18 protein-coding genes are annotated in these 17,423 nt (G+C 45.4%); all 18 read right to left on the bottom strand.

Annotation, left to right across the window (positions count from 1 at the left end):
- On the bottom strand, window positions 1–1,023 hold the full coding sequence (locus WMO75_RS01855; RefSeq protein WP_118252110.1) for an LCP family protein: 1,023 nt from the start codon (window positions 1,021–1,023) through the stop codon (window positions 1–3).
- A complete protein-coding gene (locus WMO75_RS01850; protein WP_118252111.1) occupies window positions 1,020–1,442 on the bottom strand; it encodes a hypothetical protein in 423 nt (140 codons plus the stop codon). Before WMO75_RS01850 ends, WMO75_RS01855 begins: the two co-directional genes overlap by 4 nt.
- Before the next feature lie 17 nt (window positions 1,443–1,459).
- Window positions 1,460–2,179, bottom strand: coding sequence for a CpsD/CapB family tyrosine-protein kinase (locus WMO75_RS01845; protein WP_227222778.1), 720 nt, complete (start codon window positions 2,177–2,179; stop codon window positions 1,460–1,462).
- 22 nt (window positions 2,180–2,201) lie between these two features.
- Window positions 2,202–2,966, bottom strand: a complete 765-nt coding sequence (locus WMO75_RS01840; RefSeq protein WP_022215398.1) for a YveK family protein — start codon at window positions 2,964–2,966, stop codon at window positions 2,202–2,204.
- 174 nt (window positions 2,967–3,140) lie between these two features.
- Window positions 3,141–3,461: an AzlD domain-containing protein gene (locus tag WMO75_RS01835; RefSeq protein ID WP_173905273.1), complete on the bottom strand. Its 321-nt coding sequence runs from the start codon at window positions 3,459–3,461 to the stop codon at window positions 3,141–3,143.
- A 4-nt stretch (window positions 3,462–3,465) separates the two neighbouring features.
- Complete coding sequence (locus WMO75_RS01830; RefSeq protein WP_118252112.1) at window positions 3,466–4,173, bottom strand: AzlC family ABC transporter permease; 708 nt, start codon at window positions 4,171–4,173, stop codon at window positions 3,466–3,468.
- Window positions 4,174–4,181: 8 nt separating this feature from the next.
- Window positions 4,182–4,601, bottom strand: a complete 420-nt coding sequence (locus tag WMO75_RS01825) for an ACT domain-containing protein (RefSeq protein WP_022215401.1) — start codon at window positions 4,599–4,601, stop codon at window positions 4,182–4,184.
- A gap of 114 nt (window positions 4,602–4,715) precedes the next feature.
- Window positions 4,716–7,088, bottom strand: coding sequence for a ribonucleoside triphosphate reductase (locus WMO75_RS01820; protein WP_227222779.1), 2,373 nt, complete (start codon window positions 7,086–7,088; stop codon window positions 4,716–4,718).
- Between the two features lie 187 nt (window positions 7,089–7,275).
- Window positions 7,276–8,523 (bottom strand): GTPase HflX, encoded by a 1,248-nt coding sequence (gene hflX / locus WMO75_RS01815; RefSeq protein ID WP_349077515.1) that lies wholly within the window; start codon window positions 8,521–8,523, stop codon window positions 7,276–7,278.
- A 3-nt stretch (window positions 8,524–8,526) separates the two neighbouring features.
- Complete coding sequence (locus WMO75_RS01810; protein ID WP_022215404.1) at window positions 8,527–9,684, bottom strand: tetratricopeptide repeat protein; 1,158 nt, start codon at window positions 9,682–9,684, stop codon at window positions 8,527–8,529.
- Entirely contained in the window at window positions 9,681–11,030 is a 1,350-nt protein-coding gene (gene glmM / locus WMO75_RS01805) for a phosphoglucosamine mutase (RefSeq protein WP_118698604.1), read from the bottom strand. The genes WMO75_RS01810 and glmM overlap by 4 nt, the downstream gene beginning before the upstream one ends.
- 31 nt (window positions 11,031–11,061) lie before the next feature.
- Window positions 11,062–11,979, bottom strand: coding sequence for a nucleotidyltransferase family protein (locus WMO75_RS01800; RefSeq protein ID WP_118252115.1), 918 nt, complete (start codon window positions 11,977–11,979; stop codon window positions 11,062–11,064).
- A 15-nt stretch (window positions 11,980–11,994) separates the two neighbouring features.
- Window positions 11,995–13,071: a peptide chain release factor 1 gene (prfA, locus tag WMO75_RS01795; protein WP_022215407.1), complete on the bottom strand. Its 1,077-nt coding sequence runs from the start codon at window positions 13,069–13,071 to the stop codon at window positions 11,995–11,997.
- Window positions 13,064–13,957 carry a peptide chain release factor N(5)-glutamine methyltransferase gene (prmC, locus tag WMO75_RS01790; protein WP_022215408.1) on the bottom strand — a complete coding sequence of 298 codons (894 nt, stop codon included), beginning with the start codon at window positions 13,955–13,957 and terminating at the stop codon, window positions 13,064–13,066. The genes prfA and prmC overlap by 8 nt, the downstream gene beginning before the upstream one ends.
- Window positions 13,941–14,939, bottom strand: a complete 999-nt coding sequence (locus WMO75_RS01785) for a DUF1385 domain-containing protein (RefSeq protein ID WP_227222781.1) — start codon at window positions 14,937–14,939, stop codon at window positions 13,941–13,943. Before WMO75_RS01785 ends, prmC begins: the two co-directional genes overlap by 17 nt.
- An 84-nt stretch (window positions 14,940–15,023) precedes the next feature.
- On the bottom strand, window positions 15,024–15,227 hold the full coding sequence (gene rpmE, locus WMO75_RS01780) for a 50S ribosomal protein L31 (RefSeq protein WP_022215410.1): 204 nt from the start codon (window positions 15,225–15,227) through the stop codon (window positions 15,024–15,026).
- A 109-nt stretch (window positions 15,228–15,336) separates the two neighbouring features.
- The gene (gene rho / locus WMO75_RS01775; protein WP_118252117.1) at window positions 15,337–16,887 is read right to left on the bottom strand and encodes a transcription termination factor Rho; all 1,551 of its coding nucleotides are present in this window, start codon (window positions 16,885–16,887) and stop codon (window positions 15,337–15,339) included.
- 32 nt (window positions 16,888–16,919) lie between these two features.
- Window positions 16,920–17,420, bottom strand: coding sequence for a COG2426 family protein (locus WMO75_RS01770; protein ID WP_022215412.1), 501 nt, complete (start codon window positions 17,418–17,420; stop codon window positions 16,920–16,922).
- Window positions 17,421–17,423: the final 3 nt, after the last annotated feature.

Below are 17,423 nucleotides of genomic sequence, written 5' to 3'. Positions count from 1 at the left end.
TTACAACTTATTATAAAACATAGAAAGAACCAGTTTGTAAAGTGCATCATCATCTACATGATACTCGTCATAATATTCCCCTTCTACGCCCTCACCAGGAACAGTCTGTGTTTCCAGTGTACTGTTTCCTGCTGCATTCAGGAGTTTGACAAACACATCATTTCCCATATTTGTTACGGTATAAGGCTGGATATCATTCAGCATATTACCCACAAAAGAGGAATCTGTCTGTGTCTTCTCCTGAAGTTTCGGGATCAGAGCCTTCAGATAGGTCTTCTGCCGCTGCTGGCGAACCAGTGCACTCTGACTCTTGCCCGAATCTCGATAACGCAAAAATTCTTCTACATTATCGCCATTGATAACTACGGTTGCTCCTTCTTTGAAATAAGGATCGTATTCTTCCAGACTGTCATCCGGTACAACGATCTCCACATCACCTACAAGCTTCCCAATCTCGGAGATACCGCTGATGTTCATAGAATAATATCCCTGAATCGGAAGGCCATGAAGAAGATTCGAAACTGCTGTTTTCATCAGTTCACAGCTTTCTTCCTTACCATCTCCATAGGCATACTGCAAGTTAATATGGTTGTCCGTCATTCCCAGACTTATTCCTGACGGGTTAAAAACCTCAATCTCTGTAATTGTGTCACGTGGAATGGAAAGTACCTGCACCTGCTCAGTCGCCCGATCCAGAGATACTAAATAAATAGAATCCGCCTGTCCGGCATCCAACTGACTCTCCATCTCACTGACTTCTTCTGTTGAATCAATTCCCATAAATAGGTAATTGCTCAGATGATCATTGTAACGGTACGTCGCTCCTTCATACTCAACAGTACTCTGGTCTGATGAACTGACCGTTTCCCCCTGACTGGCACCTGTACTGGTCTTCACAACTCCCTGTGTCTGCTTCCACAGAAAATATCCAACACACAATGCTGCCACCAGAATAATCACAATGACAACAATCACAATCCTTGCTCTACTCTGTCTCTGAGATCTTCTTCTCTTAGTCTTCATTTCTTTTCACTGTCCCCGGACGCTGTATTACTCTTATCAGCATTCTGTGTCTCACTGTCCTTGGACTCTGAAGATTTGTCTGTATCAGAAGTCTTGTCTTCCTCTGAAGTCTTATCAGTATCCGAAGATTTCGCTTTATTTGTCGCTGCTTCCTGCTTCTGTTTGGAAGTATCAGCAGTTCCTGTGCTGTCTTCTTCACCTGCTTCTTCTTTGAGTTCAGACGCATGTTCCTTTACAGTTTCATAATTGTCAATTCCTGTCTCCTGCTTCTCTGACAGTTTCTGCAGACGTTCTGATTCCTGCTTCATTTCCTTGCGGTTTGTCAGTAACAGTCCTCCAAGAACCACAATCAACGCAATACAAATGATCACCAGAATAATATTTGTAAATTTACTATTTCTTCTACTGTTCCAGCTCACTTCTAACCTGCTTTCTTTTATTGTGTTTTTTCTGTCTGTTCTGATGTTGCCAGTTTCTGATAATAGCCACCATAATGTTTATAATAGGAAGAATAATACTTATCCTTCTTGGTGTCAACTTTATTCATTACTGCCCCAAGAATACGGCATCCACTCTTCTCAAGCTGTTTGATGCACTTCTGTGCAAGCTTATAGCTTACGACACCAGGTTCAATGACAAAAATCCCACCATCACAGTATCTCGCAATTACCGCTGCATCGATTACACTTCCGATCGGAGGTGTATCTACAATGATATAATCATAATAATTCCGAATCTCCTTCATGAATGTCCGGAACAGATCCTCACTGAGAAGGCCTGACGGGTTCGGTGCAATCGGTCCTCCGAAAATAATATGTAAATTCGGGTAACTGGTTGAATAAATAAGATCCTTGACCTCTGCCTGTCCACTGAGGAACTGAGACAGCCCAACTACTTCCTCTTCAACTCCCAGACGGATCGCAAAATCAGACTTACGGATATCTCCGTCTATAATAAGCGCTTTCTTGCCAATACTGCTTAACTCCTGAGCTATACTAAGGACAATATCGCTCTTCCCCTCATTCGGAAAGCAGCTGCTGACCATGATCGTCTTGATACTCTTTCCTGAAAGCTGGATGTTGGTACGAAGAGTCTTGATTGCTTCTGTATAGAAATAATCCGGCTTTCTGATATCTTTTATTGCAATTTTCCTCATTTATAAGATTCCTCCATCCAAATCAGTGTCTTTTTTTCCTGCGTTTCTTGCCTTTGTAGTGGACGTAGTCCTTTCTGTCCGGAACTACTGCAAGAACAGAAATGCCGAGATATTTCGCAATATCATCTTCTGATTTCAGAGTATCATCCATAATTGTGATCACAACTACGATTGCTGCTGCTGCTACCACGCCAAGGATAAATCCCATTACGACATTCTTCTTCATGCTTGGTGAAGACTGAACTGCCGGGATCTTACCAATCTCAATGATCTTAGGCGGAATAACCTCCATCTTATCTCCAATGTAATTGGATGCTACATTAGCGATCTCATCTACGATCTTCTTTGCCTGCTCCGGATCTGTATTCTGTACAGAAATCTCCAGAATACGGCTGTCGGATGGATTCTCTATGGAAATATTTTTTCTCAGAGCATCAGAATCCATATCCAGATCCAGGTTCTTGATTACCTGTTCAAGAACAGGTGTACACTTGATCAGTACGGTGTAATCACTTGTCAGACTGGTTCCCAGCTGAATATCAGCAAGAGAAGTAAGTGTTGTCTCCTTGGACAGAACCAGAATGCTTGATGTAGAGGTATATACCGGAGTCATTACAAATTTCGTGAATAATCCGCAGAGACAGCCAACCAGCAGACCTGCTGTCAGAAGAATCAGGAATTTGGATTTTAACACATTAAAAATCTCAAGCAGATCAATCTCTACCTCATCATCCTGTTTGTTTCCGTCAATCGGATCATCAAGATACGAATTCAAATTCTCTAACATCGTATAATTTCCTTCCTCTGTTTTATTACGCTGCAGCTTATATCCTATACTATCTTCAGCGTAACATCATAATATATGCATTTATCATATTACCATACGCCCTCAGAAGTGTCAATCAACAAAACTTCCAGATATCTTGCAGAATGTGTCTTTTTCCCTGTACATTCTCCCTGTTCACATCACAAATCCCATGATTCTTTCTGCAATAAACACCGCCGCACATGCGAATAATGCCACCGTCAGAAGGCTCTTTTCCTTATACGCGACAATCAGTGCCACGACAAGTCCTACCACACCGGAAAGGATTCCTCCTGCAGTCGCTGTCAGGATCGCCGGGAAAGTCATCGCAGCAAGACAGGCATATGGCACATAATATAAGAAAGATTTTACAAACGAGCTTGTGATCTCCTTCTTAAAAAGGACCAATGGAAGCATACGGATCAGGTAGGTAACACCTGCCATGACCAGGATATAAACATATATATTTGGCTTCATCTCTCTACGCCTCCTTCTCTTCCGGGACCGGGCAGAAATATGCTGCGATTCCGGCTACCAGTACGGTTGTAATGATGATCACAAATCCGGCAGAAACTTTATTCAGGACCGGAACAACTGCAAAGATGGTGCTGACTGCCATTGCTCCGATCACAACACCTAATATCGCTCTGTTTTTCTTTGCCGGCGGTATGATGACTGCGAGGAACATTCCATAGATTGCCACGCTCAGTGCACTGACCAGGAAATCCGGCAGAAGATTTCCTGAGACTGCCCCGACCAGAGTACCCAGTGTCCATCCCGGAATCGCAACTGCCATCACACCATAGTTGTACCATGGGCTGACACGCCCCTCCTGGCTGGCACTGACACCAAAGATCTCATCCGTCACACCAAAAGCAACAGCCAGTCTGTGCCCTGTAGAAACACCTCGTTCCAGTTTCTGGGAAAGTGAGAATGACATCAGACAATATCTCAAGTTGATAACAAGCTGTGTCAGTGCCATCTCCCACAGAGATCCCGAAGCAAAAATAATCCCGATCCCTGCAAACTGTCCCGCTGAAGTAAGGTTTGTCAGTGAGATCAGTACGGCGGCGGCGATTGAGATCCCGCCTGCAACCGCCATCATACCAAAAGTAAAGGATACCGCAAAGTATCCCAGACCAATGGGGACTCCGTCATGGAGTCCCTTCTTAAAAGCTGTGCTGTTCATGATGATTTTTAGCCCTCCAGACTGTTCAGTACACGGAAGCCATTGTTGGTCAGTACGTTTTCTGTGACAAAAACATCGTCTGTCTGAAGGATCATGATCGGAAGACTGTTTCCTCTATGATAAGATGTATAAATATAATCAAGGTTTACATTGCAGTTTCCGAGAACTTCAAGAACAGCATTCAGGCCGCCGACTTCATCCTTGATGTCTACGGCAATGACCTCTGTCACACGGTTCATATATCCATTCTCTGTAAGGATCTTCTCTGCCTCATCTGCTTTGTCTGTCACCATACGGAACAGTGCAAATTCCGGTGCATCAAAACATGCAAATCCATAGATGTCAATTCCTGCTTCTTTGAGGAGGCCTGTTACTTTCTGAAGGCTTCCTGCTTTGTTTTCGATGAATACGATATTCTGTTTGATCATTTTCTCTCTCCTCGTCCTGTATGTATAAATATACTAACTTTTTTCATTATACTCACCTTTATACAAAAAGTAAACCGTCAGAAGCATTTCTTATGCTCCTGACGGTCTGATATTTTAGTCTAATTCTTCATCCACATATTTCTGGATATTGGATGCATTCACATATTTCTTAAGATGCTCTCCATCTGTGATGACCAGAGTCGGTGCCTGCATGATCCCGAACTGGCGCGCCATGTCCGGATTCTTCTCTGCATCAATGATCTCCAGATCTTCGCCTTCCAGCATTTTCTTGGCCATACGGCAGTTCGGACAGGTACTTGTAGTAAACAGGTATTTATGTGTTTCCACCGGTTCTACTTTGACATCATCCTCTGTCACTGTCACCATGCTGGTGTGTACCTTCTTGAGTGAAGAATGCATCACATCATATAAAGTACGGTTCTTATATTCCTGTGCCTTACCATCGTTCCAGTTCTGTACCGGACGATAGTATCCTGTAATACGGCTGTAAACTTCTGCCTTCTTGCCACATTTCGGACAGGTAAAGTGCTCACCGCTCAGATAGCCATGTTCCTTGCATACGGAGTAGGTAGGTGAGATCGTGTAATACGGCAGTCTGTAGTTCTCTGCGATCTTGCGTACCAGAGATGCTGCTGCTTTCCAGTCCGGAAGTTTCTCTCCGAGGAATCCATGGAATACAGTTCCTGAAGTATACAACGTCTGAAGCTCGTCCTGGATATCCAGTGCATCAAAGATATCAGAGCTGAATTCGACCGGAAGATGGGAACTGTTTGTGTAATACGGTGTGTCGCCCTTGCTTCCTGCTGTACGGATGTCCGGCCAGCGTTTACGGTCATGTTTTGCCAGACGGTATGCGGTGGACTCTGCCGGAGTCGCCTCCAAGTTAAAGAGTTCTCCCGGATATTCCTCCTGATAATCAGAAAGTCGGTTACGCATATGTGTCAGAACTTCTTTGGTAAATTTCTGAGTACGTTCATCAGTCATGTCGCATCCGAGCCATCTCGCATTCAGACCAGCTTCATTCATTCCTACAAGACCGATTGTCGAGAAGTGGTTGTCAAAACTTCCCAGATATCTCTTGGTGTACGGATACAGTCCCTCATTCAGAAGTTTCGTGATCACTTCACGCTTGATATGCAGTGATCTCGCGGAAATATCCATCAAGCGGTCCAGTCTGCGGTAAAATTCCTCCGGTGTCCTGGACTGGTATGCGATCCTCGGCATATTGATCGTCACCACGCCGACAGAACCTGTGCTCTCACCGGAACCGAAGAAGCCGCCGCTCTTCTTGCGGAGTTCACGAAGGTCAAGACGAAGTCGGCAGCACATGCTGCGGATATCGCTCGGTTTCATATCGCTGTTGATATAGTTTGAAAAATACGGAGTTCCGTATTTCGCTGTCATTTCAAATAACAGACGGTTGTTCTCTGTATCTGACCAGTCAAAATCTTTCGTAATGGAATAGGTCGGGATCGGATACTGGAATCCTCTTCCGTTGGCATCACCCTCGATCATTGTCTCGATGAATGCCTTGTTGATCATATCCATCTCTTTCTTGCAGTCTTTGTACTTGAAGTCCATTTCCTTGCCGCCTACGATCACCGGAAGCTCTGCGAGGTCGTCCGGAACGGTCCAGTCAAGTGTGATATTGGAGAACGGTGCCTGTGTTCCCCAGCGGCTTGGGGTATTTACACCATAAACAAAGGATTCAATGCACTTCTTGACTTCCGGATAAGCAAGTCCGTCTGCCTTGACAAACGGAGCAAGATACGTATCAAAAGAAGAAAATGCCTGTGCTCCTGCCCATTCATTCTGCATGATCCCAAGGAAATTGACCATCTGGTTACACAGAACGCTTAAGTGCTTCGCCGGGGCGGATGTGATCTTGCCCTCGATTCCGCCAAGTCCCTCCTGGATCAGCTGCTTGAGAGACCATCCTGCACAGTAGCCTGTCAGCATGGACAAATCATGAATGTGGATATCTGCATTTCTGTGCGCTTCTGCAATCTCGTTATCATAGATCTCTGAAAGCCAGTAATTGGCTGTTACTGCACCGGAGTTACTTAAGATCAGACCTCCGACGGAATATGTTACTGTTGAATTTTCTTTTACTCGCCAGTCCTCGACCTTAACATAGCTGTCTACGATTTCTTTGTAGTCGAGGATCGTTGATTTCATATTGCGGATCTTTTCTCTCTGTTTGCGATAAAGGATATATGCCTTTGCCACATCGCTGTATCCGGCCTGGATCAATACGTTCTCCACGCTGTCCTGGATGTCCTCTACGGTTACTTTATTGTTCTGGATCTTATTCTGAAAGTCTGCCGTAACCCGAAGTCCGAGAAGATCGATCATATCCTTACTGTAAATTTTTTCTTTTGCGTCAAATGCTTTGTCAATGGCTGAAGTGATCTTGGACATCTGAAAGTCTGCGATCTCTCCGTCACGTTTAACTACCTGAAACATGCTACACCATACCTCCCTGTCATGCGCTGTAGACCTATTGTATCAAACTATGTCCTTTGCGTCAATATATAAAAAACACTATATATTGTGTCATGTTAATCATTTCACAACTATATAGTGTTTGTTTTTGTTATATTTTTCTTATGATATCTGCCGGTTTTGCCCGTATTTTCGGGCTTTTCGCACGTTATTTCGGCATCACAGAAACAAAGATTTCTGCCGGTACACGTGCCTTTACAAAAATTCCATCTTCACGATATTCTTCTGAGAGAAGGCTTCCAAACTCACGGATCTTCTGGATCTTGCCAGCTTCACTGTACGGGTACAATTCCTCCAGATAGATCTGATCCTCCGCCAGAAGTTTCGCAAGGACGTCCTTAAATTCATCCAGACCTTCTCCTGTTCGTGCAGAACATTTCACAGTATAATCCGCTTTGAGATCACGGATATCGCTTCCTGTTACCTGGTCCTGTTTGTTCAGAAGTGTAACGATCTTTTTGCCGGTCGCTCCCAGTTCCCGGAGAGTTTCATAAACTGTGAACATCTGAAGCTCCGCCTGCGGGTTGGATGCATCCACCACGTGGATGATATAATCTGCATATTTTGCTTCTTCCAGTGTACTCTTGAAAGCTTCTACCAGATGATGCGGCAGTTTACGGATAAATCCTACAGTATCTGTAAGCAGGATCTGCTGTCCGTCCTTGAGTTCGAGCACTCTCGTTGTCGGGTCCAGCGTGGCAAAAAGCTTGTCTTCTGCCAGGATCCCCGCTCCTGTCAGTGTATTCAAAAGAGTGGACTTTCCTGCATTCGTATATCCGACGATCGCCGCTGTCTTGAGGTTTCCTCTGGAACGCTTACCGCGGATCAGTTCTCTGTGTTTCTCCACCTGTGCAAGTTCTGCCTTGAGTGCAGAGATCCTGGTACGGATCAGTCGTCTGTCTGTTTCCAGTTTCTTCTCTCCAGGTCCTCTCGTACCGATACCGCCGCCCAGACGGGACAGGGATTCTCGAAGTCCGACGAGGCGCGCCGCACGATAACGAAGCTGCGCCAGTTCAACCTGGATCTTACCCTCACTGGATATAGCACGTCCTGCAAAAATATCCAGGATCAGAAGGGTTCTGTCCATAACCTTGCAGTCCAGTTCCCGTTCCAGATTGTTCAGCTGTGCCGGAGAAAGTTCATCATCACAGATGACTCCATTGGCATCCAGAGCGCGTAAAAGGGATGCCACTTCTTCAATCTTGCCTTTGCCGATATAGGTTCCAGGATGGACTGCCTCTCTGTTCTGGATCACCTTCGCTACTGTCTCTGCTCCGGCAGTCTCAGCAAGTTCTTCAAGTTCATCCAGAGAAGCTTCTACATCGTCTCCCACTTCTGTCTGAACACCAATGAGGATCACCCTCTCCTGGGTTTCCTTAAATTCATAAAACTGCATAACTTAATAACTCTCCTCGGAAGATTCGTCTGTGCCAGTATCTGCTGATTCCTCCGCTGTACTTTCATTGGAAGTGTCTGCCTCACTGGCATCCCCTGCCGCTGCCTGGTTTCCAACTCTTGACTGAAGGAAGGTCAGTTCCTTCGCTGCTGCATCATCATCCTTAAATGTCTGTACATATTCCTGGGCTTTGGAAAGTGCGGTAGAAAAATCCAGTTTTTTCTCATAGACAACGATCTCGTTGAACAGAAGATCTCTCATCTCATCCGATGTCGCATCTCCGAGACCCTGGCTGATATTCTGAAGTGCACTGTCATAATCTCCATCTGAGATATCGCAGAGTGCCAGACCATTATAGCCCTTCGCCGGATCATCTCCATCCGCATCAATATACTGCTGATAAAAGCTACGGGCATTGGAAGTATCTCCCTGCGCCATATATACCATGCCAAGGATCAGTGTTGCCTCTGTGCTGCCTTTATCAGCAGCTGTTGTAAGCTCTGTCCTGGCATTCTCATAATCATCCATATAATAATAAACTTTGCCACGTTCGCAGTAATCATCGGCTGTCTTTGCCTCTGTCTTAAGTGCAGCTTCCAGGTATCTCGTGCCGTCAGCTTCCATATCCTGTCCCAGATATGCCTCGTAGATCTGGATCGCCATCTCATAAGTAGAATCACTTCCATAGGCTTCTGAGAAATTGGAGGAAGCCTCATCATAAGAATCCATGGCAAGCGCCACACAGCCCGTAAGATAATAATCATTCGCATTCAGCGAATAATCCTCAGCCAGCGTCTGACAGTCTGCCATCGCCTGATCATACAATTCTGCCTTGAGTTCTGCTGCAGCACGGTATTCCAGAAGATCCTTTCTGTCAGACTTGCCCGTTTTCTCATCATTCAGCGCATTTGTCAGGTCATCGATCGCCCCCTGATAATCGCCGGTACGCAGTTTGACAATTCCTGATCCCCTGTAAGACTGTGCCAGCTTATATCCGGCAGAAATACAGGCCTGGTATTCATTCAGTGCATAATCATAGTTAGCCTCTTCCAGATCTGCATTTGCCTGCTCATATGTTTTTTGATTTTCTCCACCACAGCCGGTCAGGAGCAATGCTCCAAGACCGGCTGCCAGCAGACATATGATTTTTTTGTTTCTCATCCTTCTACAATTAATCCTTCTGATTCCATCACCTGTACCACATGATTTACATGCTCTGCACAGATATCCTCTGTACCAGCTTCTACCATAACACGGATCAGTGGTTCTGTTCCACTCTCTCTCACAAGGATACGGCCGTCTGTTCCAAGTGCTCTTGCAACATCCTCAACAGCTTTTACAACTGCCGGATTTTCTCTTGCCGTCTTCTTGTCTGCCACACGGACATTGCGGAGAATCTGCGGGTACACTTTCATTTCTTTTGCAAGGTCACAGAGAGTTGCTTTCTGCTCGACACATGCCTCCATGAGCATGAGAGATGTCAGGATACCGTCACCGGTAGCTGCATAACGGCTGAAAATGATATGTCCGGACTGCTCGCCTCCGATACTGTAATCGTTTTCCATCATGTTCTCTGCTACATATTTGTCGCCGACTGCTGTCTGCTCATAATTGATTCCTTCTCTTTCAAGGGCTTTGTACAGACCCATGTTTGACATAACCGTAGTAACAACAGTATTTCCCTTGAGTTTGCCCTGTGATTTGAGATATTTACCGCAGACATACATGATCTTGTCGCCATCGATGATGTTTCCCTTATGGTCAACTGCGATACAGCGGTCTGCATCACCATCATAGGCAAAGCCTACATCCAGTCCATGATCTACAACATATTTCTGCAGAACTTCGATATGTGTGGAACCGCAGTTTCTGTTGATGTTTGTTCCATCAGGCTCATCGTTGATCACATAAGTCTTGGCTCTCAGCGCATCAAATACACTCTTGGCGATCGCAGAGGAACTTCCGTTGGAGCAGTCAAGACCGATCTTGATATTCTTGAAATCACAGCTTGGGATAGAGATCAGATGACCGATATAACGGTTACGTCCGGAAGCAAAGTCAACGGTACGTCCGATATCTTCTCTTGTCGCATATGGAAGTTCTTCCAGTCTGCCGTCCAGATATGCCTCGATCCTTGCCTCTACCTCTGCTTCGATCTTCTGTCCGTTTCCGTTCAGAAGCTTGATTCCATTATCATAAAATGGATTGTGGCTTGCAGAGATCATGACTCCACAGTCAAAATCCTCTGTGCGGACAACATAAGAAACACTTGGAGTTGTCGTTACATGAAGAAGATATGCATCTGCTCCGGAAGCGGTCAGTCCTGCTGCCAGTGCATATTCAAACATATAGCTGCTTCTTCTTGTATCCTTGCCGATCACGATCTTTGCTTTGTGCTCACGACCATAGTACCAGCCCACATAACGGCCTACCTGAAATGCATGATTTGCTGTCAGCTGTACGTTGGCTTCTCCACGGAAACCATCTGTTCCAAAATATTTACCCATCTTATGTCACTCTCCTTAGATCCAGATTAAATCATTTATAAAGCTGTGCCGGATATACTCCGTCTTCTACAAGTTTTTTGAATGCGGCTGTTACAGCAGCTTTATCTTCCTGATAAGTTACGCCGAACCAGGTATCCTTTGTCTCAAGTACATCTACTTTTGCCTTGCCATCTTTGATGAGACGGTCGATCATTTCCGGAAGAAGATATTCTTTCTTGATATCTCCCTCTTCTACATTCTGAAGGAAATCTACGAAACCTTTTTCCAGAGTATCCATGAATGCCGGTGTCAGTCCCCACATGTTCATGGAAACAAGACTTCTGATATCCAGTTTCTCTACATTTCCATTGTCATCTCTTGCTTCTGCACCGTCTGCTGTCTTGAAAATATTGTGTGTCTCTGTAACACCAACCAGTGCACCGTCCTCGATGTGGCATACACCTCTGGTAACGCTTCCGTTATCACTTAAGGTATTTCCAAGACGGAATCCTGCCATGCAGATGTGATGGATTCCATCTTCTGGCTGTTCCTGTACCAGATAATCATGGACTTTGACATATGCTTCCTTACCGTAATAATCATCTGCATTAATTACCATGAATGGCTCGTCAAGAACTGCCTTTGCAGCAAGGACTGCCTGCCCTGTTCCCCATGGTTTTGTACGGTCTGCCGGTTTCTCAAATCCTTCTGGAAGATCATCCAGGGACTGGAATGCGTATGCAACTTCTGTAACTTTCTCGATCCTCTCACCGATCACGCGGCGGAATTCTTCTTCCAGGTCCTTGCGGATGATAAATACAACTTTATTGAATCCTGCCTCCAGTGCATCATGAATAGAGTAGTCCATAATGATCTCACCATTAGGTCCTACTGGTGCAAGCTGTTTGATTCCTTTTCCAAAGCGACTTCCGATTCCGGCTGCCATGATTACAAGTGCAGTTTTTTTCATTTGAAGTTCCTCCCTTTATTCTTCTTCATTTAATGAACTTAATTTAGCTGCCTGGTCTGCGGCGATCAGGCTGTCGATGATCTCATCCAGGTCACCACCGAGAATGCTTTCCAGGCGATGAAGAGTAAGTTTGATCCTGTGGTCTGTCACACGTCCCTGCGGGAAGTTGTAAGTACGGATCTTCTCGGAACGGTCACCGGTTCCAATCTGGCTTCTTCTTGCTTCTGCCTCTGCGTCATGCTGCTTTGCCAGTTCCATCTCATACAGACGGGAACGAAGTACCTTGAGTGCTTTATCCTTGTTTTTGAGCTGGGATTTCTCATCCTGACAGGAAATAACGATTCCTGTCGGAATATGTGTCAGACGTACCGCAGAGTCCGTGGTGTTGACACACTGTCCACCGTTACCGGACGCACGGAATACGTCAAATTTACAGTCATTCATATCCAGGTGGAAGTCGATCTCCTCTGCCTCCGGCATGATCGCTACAGTACAGGTGGAAGTATGGATACGTCCGCCGGATTCTGTCTCCGGTACACGCTGTACACGGTGTACTCCGCTCTCATATTTCAGGCGGGAATAAGCACCCTGTCCCTGGATCATGAAAGTGACTTCCTTGAATCCGCCGATGCCGTTCTCATTGAGACTCATCATCTCTGTCTTCCATCTTCTGGATTCTGCGTATTTCACATACATACGGTAGATCTCTGCTGCAAAAAGCGCCGCCTCATCACCGCCGGCACCTGCACGGATCTCCACGATAACGTTCTTGCTGTCATTTGGGTCTTTTGGAAGAAGCAGGATCTTGAGTTCCTGTTCCAGTTCTTCCACGCGCTTCTTGGCATCGGAAAGTTCTTCCTTGAGCATTTCGCGCATATCCTCATCCTTCTCCTCTTCCAGCATGGAAAGGCTGTCCTGGATGGTTTCTTTGTTTTTCTTGTATTCTGTATAAGTGTCTACGATAGGCTGCAGATCACTCTGTTCCTTCATCAGCTTCTGAAAACGTTCCTGGTTGTCTGTCACGCCCGGTTCTCCGAGTTCATTCAGAACTTCCTCGAAACGAATCAGCAAGTCATCAAGTTTATCAAACATGCTGTTCCTCCTGCATTTGCTTTTTACCAATTACCACTCTGTCAAGTCCTGCAAGATCTTTCTTTACAGCGACATCGACAAAGCCATTCTGTCTCATGATCGCAGATACATCTGCTCCCTGCTCACAGCCGATCTCGTACATCAGCCAGCCGCCCGGTTTGAGATAGCTGCCCGCCTGTTCGGTGATCCTGCGGTAAAAATAAAGGCCATCCTCGCGCCCGTCCAGAGCCAGTACCGGATCATGAAACCTTACTTCATCCATCAACTGCTGAATATCCGCCGTAGGTATATAAGGCGGATTTGAAATAAGCATATCATATTCCAAGGATGTATTTCCACTGTTTTTCTGAAAATAATCTCCCGAAAATGTATCACTTTGTACCAAAACTGCCCGTTCTTCGAGATTCAGGTTTTTTCTGTTCTGTCCGGCAACCTTAAGTGCGTCCTCAGAAATATCAACGCCGGTTCCAAAAGCATCCGATCTCTCCATAAGGATACTTAAAAGCAGGCATCCAGATCCCGTACACATATCCAGGATCTTCGGATTCGGGATCTCCTTCAGACGGTCCAGCGCTTCCTCCGCCAGAACCTCTGTGTCCTGCCGCGGCACGAGGACTCTCTCATCCACATAAAAATCATATCCCATAAAGCACGCCTGATGTGTCAGATGCTGAAGCGGGATATGCTCTGCTCTTTGTTTACATAATTCAAGATATTTGAGGGCTGTTTTTTCTCCTGCTTCCGTTTCCGGGTGAGCATAGTACCAGGCACGGCCGATATCTGCCGTATACTCCAGAAGGAGCCAGGCATCCAACCTGGCTTCTTCAATCCCCGCACTTACAAGAAGCTGTGTTCCCTCAGTCAACAGCTCATGAAATGTCTGCATGGTCTTCCTCATTTTCTTCTTCCGGCTCCCAGCCGAACTCATCTTTCAAATATTGTTTCCAGTCAAAAACTGCTTCTACTGCCTTGATTGCAACCTCAACCATGTCCGGTGTCGGCTCCTTGGTCGTAAGTTTCTGCATTGCCAGACCCGGCTTACTGAAAAAGTCTGCCAGTTTGCTGTCCGTTCTTCCGGCCCACTGAATCATCTCGAAGGAGATTCCCGCCACGACCGGCACCATCAGGAGACGTCCGAAAAGGCGGACCCAGTAAACAGGCACCAGCACAAAAACAAAATGCAGGCAGATACTCACCAGCATGACCAGAAACAGGAAACTGGTTCCACAACGCTTATGCTGTCTGGAGCTTGCCATTACATTCTCTACTGTCAGAGGCATTCCATGCTCCACACAGTTGATGCATTTATGCTCCGCTCCATGATACATGAAGGTCCTCTGGATATCCTTCATTCTGGAGATCAGGAACATATATCCCAGAAACAGTGCCAGTTTCACAAAAGCCTCCGCCACAGTCACTCCAAACTCAGAAGCTCCGACCTTACGAAGAAGGCTTGCCAGTGCATACGGAAGCAGCATAAAAGCTGCTACGGAGACAACAATGGAAATCGCAACCGTTATGTACAGAAGCCACTGGAACTGCTTTGCTTCCTTCTCTTTCTTGGCAGAAAGTTCTTCCTCTGAAAGTTTCGCATTCTTTGCCGCTTCTTCCTCGTCCTCCTCGTCTCCTGCGATCTCTGCCGAGTACATGAGGCACTTGGTTCCGACTACAAGTCCGTCCACAAAGCTGACCACACCACGGATGATCGGCTTCTTAAGGAAAGAAGCCTTACCGAAGGTGCACTTGTAATCCTCAACCTTCAATTCTATTTCTTTATCCGGACGGCGTACTGCAACTGCATATTTGTCCTTGTGGCGCATCATGATACCTTCCATTACCGCCTGTCCGCCAATGTTTGATGGTTTCATATATCACTCCAATTATCCACAGAAGCAAAGAAAGGTTGAGATTTCCCAACCTCAACCTGTTCTCTAGTTTCTTATTCTGTCTGATTATTTGTTTAAGCCGTATTTTCTGTTGAACTTATCAATACGTCCGCGAGCCTGAGCCGCTTTCTGCTGTCCTGTGTAGAATGGATGGCATTTGGAACAGATTTCTACGTGGATATCTTTCTTTGTAGATCCTGTTACGAATGTGTTTCCACAGTTGCAGGTTACAGTTGCCTGATAGTAGTTCGGATGGATTCCTTCACGCATGATTTTCACCTCTCTATGTTCGTTCTATTTTCTATTCGTATTAATTTGACGAATTTACTATTTCACAGCTTTCTGATTATAACACAATGAATATTGAATTGCAAGCTATTTATAAAAATTTCTGTTTTTTTGCCATCTGGACAAATTCTGCATTTGTCTTTGTCCTGGAGAACATGTTCAGGATCTGCTCTACTGCATCTTCAGCCTTGAGGCTGTTCAGTGCTTTACGCATATTATAGACAGCTTCCTGCTCTTCTTTACTAAGAAGAAGGTCCTCTCTTCTGGTACCTGATTTCTGAATATCGATTGCAGGGAAGACTCGTTTTTCCTGGAGTTTACGGTCAAGTACAAGCTCCATGTTACCGGTTCCCTTGAATTCTTCATAAATGACATCGTCCATCTTGCTTCCGGTCTCTACAAGTGCCGTTGCAAGGATCGTCAGGCTTCCGCCCTCCCTCATATTACGTGCCGCGCCAAAAAATCTCTTCGGCATATGAAGGGCTGCCGGATCCAGACCACCGGAAAGCGTTCTTCCACTTGGATTTACACAGAGATTGTATGCCCTGGCAAGTCTCGTAATGGAGTCAAGGAGGATCGTAACATCCTGCTTATGCTCTACAAGACGGCGTGCACGCTCAACGACCATCTCTGAAACTCGTCTGTGATGCTCCGGAAGTTCGTCAAATGTAGAATAAATAACCTCTACATTGCTGCCCTGGATTTCTTCCTTGATATCAGTTACTTCCTCCGGACGCTCATCGATCAGAAGAATGATGAGATGCATATTCGGGCTGTTTTTGAGGATAGATTTGGCCACATCCTTGAGAAGTGTGGTCTTACCAGCCTTCGGTGGAGATACGATCATGCCTCGCTGACCTTTACCGATCGGGCTTAACAGATCCATGATACGCATGGCAACTGTACCGCCCGGACGCTCCATACGAAGTCTCTCATTCGGGAAGATCGGAGTCATATCTTCGAAATTATAACGTCTCTGTCCTTCACTTGGATGGAATCCATTGATCGAATCCACATAGAGAAGTGCACTGAACTTCTCACCCTGTGTCTTGATGCGGATGCTTCCTTTAAGGATATCGCCGGTCTTCAGATTGAAGCGGCGGATCTGGGACGGTGAAACATAGATATCATTTTCTCCCGGCAGATAATTTTCACAGCGGATAAAACCGTATCCATCCGGAAGCACTTCCAGAATGCCATCTGCTTTCTCGCCGCTGTCAAGCTGCGCTGTCTCTGACGGGGCTTTAAAAAACTCCGGAGTTCTCTCCTGATAGTCCTCCTGACTGCGATATGCATAACCTTCCGGATTTCGTTCCTGATAGTTGTTCCGCTCCTGATAATTTCGTCTCTCATTATTATCATAAAAAGTACGGTTTTCACGAGTTCTGAAACTCTGACGTGCTGATTTTTCATTTGCCCGTTCAAAATATCTCTGTTCTCTCACCACTTCCTGTGGTTTTTCAGTCTGAACGCTCTTCTGTACCTTTGGTGCAGATTCTTTCTGAGCAGCCTCCTTCTCATCCTCCTCAAGCATACGGTTGATCAGTTCCGGCTTTCTCAGAGTGGAAATTCCCCTTAATCCCCTTGCTTTTGCAAGGTCTTTCAATGTTGCCAGCGGCAACGATTCATATTTTTCTCTCATAAAAAACCTCTCATTTTTCTTCTTACAGGTCCTTAATGAATCAGATTTCCAAGAACGCCATAAGAAACTATACTCATGATAACAGTTGCCATAATAAGACCACAGAAAATTGCGATCGAAGATTTCTTGATATCTACTTCCAGAAGAGATGCGATCAGTGAGCCTGTCCATGCACCGGTTCCCGGAAGCGGGATTCCTACAAACAGCAAAAGCCCCAGAAATTCATATCTCTTGATCTGGTCACTCTTGCCCATTGCACGGTTTTCCATTTTTATAATAAGTCCACGGAAAATTTTTGTTTTTTTGAGCCATTTGAAGATTTGTTTGATAAACAACAGAATAAACGGGATCGGAATTATATTTCCTAAAATACAGATAGGAATCGCTTTCACCATAGATATATTAAGAAGCGATGCTGCCAGAAGTCCGCCCCTTAGTTCCAGGATTGGAATCATGGAAATAATAAAGATCACCATTTCTCTTGAGATATGCTGCCCAAGAGTATTTGTAAACCAGTTTACTAAAACTTCCAATAT

The organism is Blautia intestinihominis (assembly GCF_040096655.1).
In the GTDB taxonomy this organism is placed as follows: Bacteria; Bacillota; Clostridia; order Lachnospirales; family Lachnospiraceae; genus Blautia_A; species Blautia_A intestinihominis.
Note: the sequence above shows the minus strand (reverse complement) of the source record. Positions and strands in the feature narration are given on the sequence as shown.